Origin of the sequence: Vibrio sp. 2017_1457_13, from assembly GCF_030851525.1 — a bacterium.
Taxonomy (GTDB): domain Bacteria; phylum Pseudomonadota; class Gammaproteobacteria; order Enterobacterales; family Vibrionaceae; genus Vibrio; species Vibrio metschnikovii.
On sequence record NZ_VHTA01000025.1, the window covers coordinates 1 to 5,623 of the forward strand.

Annotated in this window: 9 protein-coding genes and 1 pseudogene; 6 read left to right on the forward strand and 4 right to left on the reverse strand. The window is 38.8% G+C overall.

Translation table 11 applies throughout. The annotated features are described in order from the left end of the window. Positions 1-215 precede the first annotated feature (215 nt). From FKN88_RS17155 to FKN88_RS17170, 4 genes are all read right to left on the reverse strand, one after another. A complete protein-coding gene (locus FKN88_RS17155; protein ID WP_154116302.1) occupies positions 216-533 on the reverse strand; it encodes a CcdB family protein in 318 nt (105 codons plus the stop codon). Continuing rightward, on the reverse strand, positions 533-778 hold the full coding sequence (locus tag FKN88_RS17160; RefSeq protein ID WP_099609954.1) for a type II toxin-antitoxin system CcdA family antitoxin: 246 nt from the start codon (positions 776-778) through the stop codon (positions 533-535). The genes FKN88_RS17155 and FKN88_RS17160 overlap by 1 nt, the downstream gene beginning before the upstream one ends. A gap of 230 nt (positions 779-1,008) precedes the next feature. Further along, a complete protein-coding gene (locus FKN88_RS17165; RefSeq protein WP_154171015.1) occupies positions 1,009-1,299 on the reverse strand; it encodes a type II toxin-antitoxin system RelE/ParE family toxin in 291 nt (96 codons plus the stop codon). Further along, positions 1,289-1,537 (reverse strand): type II toxin-antitoxin system Phd/YefM family antitoxin, encoded by a 249-nt coding sequence (locus tag FKN88_RS17170; protein WP_000126952.1) that lies wholly within the window; start codon positions 1,535-1,537, stop codon positions 1,289-1,291. Before FKN88_RS17170 ends, FKN88_RS17165 begins: the two co-directional genes overlap by 11 nt. 213 nt (positions 1,538-1,750) lie before the next feature. Between FKN88_RS17170 and FKN88_RS17175 the strand changes: the two genes are divergently transcribed. The 6 genes and pseudogenes from FKN88_RS17175 to FKN88_RS17200 all read left to right on the forward strand — a co-directional run. Further along, entirely contained in the window at positions 1,751-2,488 is a 738-nt protein-coding gene (locus FKN88_RS17175) for an SDR family NAD(P)-dependent oxidoreductase (protein WP_154171016.1), read from the forward strand. A gap of 151 nt (positions 2,489-2,639) precedes the next feature. Continuing rightward, positions 2,640-3,179: a hydrolase gene (locus tag FKN88_RS17180; RefSeq protein WP_154170967.1), complete on the forward strand. Its 540-nt coding sequence runs from the start codon at positions 2,640-2,642 to the stop codon at positions 3,177-3,179. Between the two features lie 149 nt (positions 3,180-3,328). Further along, positions 3,329-3,670, forward strand: a complete 342-nt coding sequence (locus tag FKN88_RS17185) for an SH3 domain-containing protein (protein WP_154171017.1) — start codon at positions 3,329-3,331, stop codon at positions 3,668-3,670. Positions 3,671-3,824: 154 nt separating this feature from the next. Continuing rightward, positions 3,825-4,247: a VOC family protein gene (locus FKN88_RS17190; protein WP_154171018.1), complete on the forward strand. Its 423-nt coding sequence runs from the start codon at positions 3,825-3,827 to the stop codon at positions 4,245-4,247. Between the two features lie 646 nt (positions 4,248-4,893). Next, positions 4,894-5,385 carry a GNAT family N-acetyltransferase gene (locus FKN88_RS17195; RefSeq protein ID WP_154171254.1) on the forward strand — a complete coding sequence of 164 codons (492 nt, stop codon included), beginning with the start codon at positions 4,894-4,896 and terminating at the stop codon, positions 5,383-5,385. A gap of 150 nt (positions 5,386-5,535) precedes the next feature. Continuing rightward, positions 5,536-5,623: pseudogene (locus FKN88_RS17200) on the forward strand (glutathione S-transferase family protein); the annotation flags it as partial.

Sequence of the window (5,623 nt, forward strand, 5' to 3'; positions counted from 1 at the left end):
AATAATTTTTTTTGGTATTGGTATTCCGTTTAATGCTATAGCTTGGTTTATTGGTGAAAAACGATATCAAAACCTTTTAAATGAGCGGAAAAACACATAACAAGGCGTTAAAGAGGGATTCGCAACGCGTGGCATTTTCGTTATGCGTTGATTTTATTAGTTTTTAGTGTGATGCGGTGAGTTTGTCGTTGCGTTGCTCACCCCTTAACGCGGCGTTATATGCCAGTAATCAAAAAGTCGATAGCTGCAATGATCTCATTTCTGAAAGTACTTAGCTCATTCACTGGCTCACGTAAAATCTTGGTCGGGACACTGGCCATTTGATGAGTTAAAATTACAAAGTCTCCTTGATCAATATGGATCACTGGACATAAATGATTCGGTGCTTTTTTATCCAATAACTCAACGGGTGTTAGCGGAATAACTAATCGAGTATTCAGTGTATCAAGTAACTCACTTTGAACATCAACAAAGTAAGGGTATGCCGTTGAAGTGCTTTTATCGTTATTTTGGTATAGCGAAAATTGAGACATTAGAATACTCGGTAAGAATCGGAAAATAGACCGTGATTTTCAGTAAGTTCATTGCAGGCATTAATAGCTTCTGCATTTTGCTCTAGCCATTCAGTTTTAAGGCGTTGTTTTACTTCTTTTTCAAGCGCCTTTTCCATTGTGGCTGAAAGATTAATATTAAGGCGCTTGGCCTCAGCGAGCAACTCACTGTTTAGAGTTAAATTTGTCGCCTTCTTTGGTGCTTGTGTGCTGTATGAGTTTCTCATGTCGCCTCCAGTGCGTATGTAAAGTGCGCATTAAGTATATGCGTGTAAAAGGCATATAACAAGCTGCTCAAGAGGGATTCGCAACGCGTAGCATTTTTGTTATGCATTTGGTTTAGTGTTTACAGTGCTATGCGGTGAGTTAGTAGTTACGTTGCTCACCCCTTAGCAGGGCGTTATACCTTGCCGAAAAAAGAGGCATTGATTGGTATATTAATTGATTGGTATATTAATCAGTCATCTAATCGTTTCATTGCGCTACGGTAAACATCACTTCGCTCTCGTTTTCCAACTGCTAAGACCGTTACCACGATAACGTCATCTTTTACTTGGTAAACAAGACGGTAGCCAGACTGACGTAGCTTTATTTTATACATGTTATCAGCGCCAGAGAGTTTTGATGCTGGTACATGTGGGTTTTCTAAGCGTTCAATTAGTTTCTTTTTAAATTGCAGTTGTAGTGTAGAGCCAAGTTTTTTCCATTCTTTTAACGCGCTCTTTTTGAAATCAAGTTTATAGGTCATCGATGTTTACCGAAATACTTTCTTCAGACTCTCGTTCTCTTGCAATAGCTAATAGTTCGAGATCATCGAGTCTATCCATCATCATTTCGTATGCTTTTGCTGGAACACAGTAAAAGGCTGGTTCATTTCGGTTAAGTACAGCGACAGGTTCACCATATGCACTTGTTGCAACTTTCATCGGATTAGCTTTTAATTCAGTAATACTTGCAGCCACATCGGCTAAGATTCTAGCGGTCATTTATTGAGTCCTTTAAGTGGTCTTTATAAAGGTCATTCTAGCGCTATAAGAACGGTATAACAAGGCGTTCAAGAGGGACAGCCAACGCGTGGCATTTTTATTATGCGTTGGTTTTTATGGTTACGGTGTTATGCGGAAGCTTGGTAGTAGCGTTGGCTGCCCCTTAACGCGGCGTTAGCCGTCAAAGTACATAAATAGGAAAGGAGTCCTAAATTGAAAATAGCATTAGTTACAGGTGGTTCAAAAGGTATCGGTTTACATACAGTTCTTCGGCTTTTGAAGCAGGGATATAAAGTTATTACATGTTCTCGTTCAAAGAATACTTGGTTAGATGTACTTAAAAAATACCCAGAATTAAAAGCTGTTGATTATCAATCTGTTGATATTGCGGATGAGCAACAATTAGAAAGGCTATTTACCCACGTTGCAGAGCATTACGGTAAGTTAGACGTTGCTGTAAATAACGCGTCTCCGGCACTTGCTTCTCGAGGGTATTTATCTCAAGTAGAAGTCCCATTTCTCAAAGAAACACTTCATGTGGATTTTTTGTGCCAAGCTTTATGTTTGAGATCTGAACTGAAGTTAATGGAAGCAGGTGCATCCATAGTAAATATAAGTTCGGTTAATGGTATTAGACCGACACCCAATGCATCAATGTATAGTGCAGCTAAACACGCCCTTGAGGGTTTAACTAAATCTGTTGCCTTAGAAAGCATTAAATCTGGCATTCGAATCAATGCAGTTGCCCCCGGTGTCACTTGGACGCCTCGATGGGAAGAAAAGCAACTTGAAAATTCTCATATTCGCGCTGAGGTTTCAGGCGTCGTACCAATCAATCGTTTTGGTGAAATCGACGAAATCGTCAATGCAATAGAGTTTTTATTATCTGATAAAGCTAGTTATATCGTTGGTCACACGCTGGTAGTTGATGGTGGGCTCTCGTTGGCATGACGGCTAACAAAGCGTTAAAGAGGGATTCGCAACGCGTAGCATTTTCATTATGCTTTGATTTTATTAGTTTTTAGTGCAATGCGGTGAGCTGGCAGTTGCGTTGTTCACCCCTTAACGCGGCGTTATAAGGTGGTTTAGCACAGGAGTTTGTATGCTTAATAAGGAAAACACTGGCCTGATTGTCGTTGATATTCAAGGTAAGCTTGCTCGATTAGTATCCAATAGTAACGAGCTCGTTTCAAACTGTACAAAACTAGTTAAAGGAGCCCAATTTCTTGGTTTACCAATAGTTTGGCTTGAGCAGAATCCTGATAAATTAGGTAAAACTATCGAAGAGATAAATGAGTTATTGAGTAATCAAAAGCCTATTGGCAAGTTCAGTTTTGACGCTTGTAGTGAGCCTCGTTTTATTGATGAAATCCAAAAGTCAGATAAAGCTTCTTGGTTAATATGTGGGATCGAAGCTCATATATGTGTTTATCAAACGGCACTTCATCTAAAAAATCTGGGTTACGATATACACTTGGTAAGCGATTGTGTTGCGTCACGTGATGAATTAAACAAAGAGCTAGCAATCAGAAAGTTAGCAGATTCTGGAGTTGATATAACTGGTTTGGAAATGAGTCTTTATGAACTAGTTAAAGATTGCCGAGAGCCAGAGTTTAAAGAAATACTCAATTTAATTAAGTAGTTATCCACCTTATAACAAACACTTCAAGAGGGACTTCCAACGCGCGGCATTTTTATTATGCGTTGATTTCAGTGGTTTCGGCGTTGTGCAGAAACTTGGTAGTAGCGTTGTCAGCCCCTTAAGTGGGCGTTATGTACTATGGAGATAATATGGAAGTAGTTGCTCTTGAAAATCATATCTCAGAATATCCAAATCCATTTTATTTGAAACGAGGCGATAGAGTAGCTCTTGGTAAAATGGATGATGAATTTCCCAATTGGATTTTTATTACCAATGATTTAGGTGAGCAAGGTTGGGCTCCAATTCAGTATATAGAAAAGAGTGAAAGTGATTCCGTAGGTATCATGCTTGAAGACTATGATAATGTTGAGCTGAATACTGTCATCGGTGAAAAACTGTCAGTGCTTTTTGAACTCAATTCTTGGTATCGAGTTTCGAGGTCAACGGGTGAAATTGGTTGGGTTCCAGTGTATTCGGTACAACGTACATAACAAAGCGTTCAAGAGGGATTCGCAACGCGTGGCATTGTCGTTATGCATTGATTTTATTGGTTTTTAGTGTAATGCAGTGAGTTGGTAGTTGCGTTGCTCACCCCTTAACGCGGCGTTATAACGCATTTGAGTTCATCGTATATCAAGGAATGAAATGGACGAATATTGGAATCCGATGGTACCTGAATTGTCGGTATCAAACTTCACAACATCACTGAGATTTTATTGTGAAATTCTCGGTTTTAAGATTAGAAATCAAAGAGATAATCCCGATTTTGCTTACTTGGAACTTGAAAAAGTCCAGATCATGTTGGAGCAAATTCATGATGAAGCTTGGGCTACGGATAGCTTAGTCGCGCCATTTGGTAGAGGCGTTAACTTTCAAATTGAGTTGTCAGATATATCTTCGATTTATGAGCGCATTCAAGCAGCAGACATCAAGTTGTTTAAAGAACTCAAAGAAACATGGTATGACATAGGCGAAATACTATCGGGTCAGAAAGAGTTTCTGATACAAGATCCGGATGGTTATCTTTTGCGCTTTACCGAGTATTTAGGTGAAAAATCCAAGTCATAGAATTGCGTTATAACAAACAATTCAAGCAGACCCTCAACGCGTGGCATTTTCGTTTTGCGTTGAGTTTAGTGATTACGGCGTAGTGCGGAAAGTTGGTAGTAGCGTTTCGGGCTACTTAATTGGGCGTTATATTTCTTTTAAATTCAACGTGCTACAAATTTAAAAGTTAAGTGGTATTGTGAGTGTTTTGCTGGTTGATGATTTCTGGTTGCCGATAGCTCTTGGTTTGATCATGTATATCAATGACTAACAAAAGTTATCGTTTAATCGAATTTTGTGGTTATTTCGATTGAGTTAACATTAATTTATGATTTATCTAATATTTGTTATTAAAATCAATTGGTAATATTTCATTGGTTATAAAGTTATCTGCTTGTATTTCTGTAAAGAAAGTGATTTAAACTTACCTTAATCGATTGATTTTTAGCTGATTTTTAAATGTTGTGTGGTATTTCAGTAGCTGTATGTAACTGAAATATAACAAACGGTTCAAGAGGGACAACCAACGCGTGGCATTTTTACTATGCGTTGGTTTTTGTGATTACAGTGTTATGCGGTAAGTTGGTAGTAGCGTTGGTTGCCCCTTAACCGGGCGTTATGTAACAAGGAAGGTTCAGTGGAAAAAATATTTTCAGATCGTTTAGTGATGTCTCCGATATCAGAAGCGGACTGGCCTCTATTTCAAATTCTTCATACCGATCCAAAGGTTATTTCACTTTGCTTCGATGAGCCGACGTTGTTGGAAATTCAGTCTAAATTTCGTTCTAGGCTTGAACCATGGACACCAGATTCTAACCATTGGTGCTGTTTGGTTGTTTCCGAATTAGAAACGGGTATCAAAGTAGGTATAACAGGTTATTGCATCCAGAATGGAGCGGTTGAAGTTGGTTTCATGTTTTTAACTCACTTCCATGGTCGAGGTTATGCGACTGAATCATTACGAGCTTTAGTTGAATATTCCCGAAAGTATTTTGGTCTAAAAAATTTCTCCGCTGTGGTTACAGAAGGCAATCTTGGTTCAGAAAAAGTGTTAATCAAAAGTGGATTCACATTACATAGTGTGATTCCTGATGCTTATGAAATCGGTGGTCAAATGTATGCTGACCACATATACATGATGGAAAATATTGTTACATAACAAAGCGTTTAAGAGGGATTCGCAACGCGCAGCATTTTCATTATGCGTTGATTTTATTGGTTTTTAGTGCAATGCGGTGAGTTGGTAGTTGCGCTGCTCACCCCTTAACGCGGCGTTATGTGTTTTTGAGCATACAAAAGGAGATTTGTAGTGAAGGTTTATGGAGATATCCAATCTGGTAACTGTTACAAGGTTAAGCTTTTGCTTTCTTTTTTGGGCATTGAGCATGAGTGGTGTG

Bases quoted from the DNA above. Each gene is read 5' to 3' on its own strand.
- FKN88_RS17170 (WP_000126952.1), bottom strand. From the start codon at position 1,537: ATGACCGCTAGAATCTTAGCCGATGTGGCTGCAAGTATTACTGAATTA.
- FKN88_RS17160 (WP_099609954.1), bottom strand. From the start codon at position 778: ATGAGAAACTCATACAGCACACAAGCACCAAAGAAGGCGACAAATTTA.
- FKN88_RS17155 (WP_154116302.1), bottom strand. From the start codon at position 533: ATGTCTCAATTTTCGCTATACCAAAATAACGATAAAAGCACTTCAACG.
- FKN88_RS17180 (WP_154170967.1), top strand. From the start codon at position 2,640: ATGCTTAATAAGGAAAACACTGGCCTGATTGTCGTTGATATTCAAGGT.
- FKN88_RS17190 (WP_154171018.1), top strand. From the start codon at position 3,825: ATGGACGAATATTGGAATCCGATGGTACCTGAATTGTCGGTATCAAAC.
- FKN88_RS17165 (WP_154171015.1), bottom strand. From the start codon at position 1,299: ATGACCTATAAACTTGATTTCAAAAAGAGCGCGTTAAAAGAATGGAAA.
- FKN88_RS17195 (WP_154171254.1), top strand. From the start codon at position 4,894: ATGTCTCCGATATCAGAAGCGGACTGGCCTCTATTTCAAATTCTTCAT.
- FKN88_RS17185 (WP_154171017.1), top strand. From the start codon at position 3,329: ATGGAAGTAGTTGCTCTTGAAAATCATATCTCAGAATATCCAAATCCA.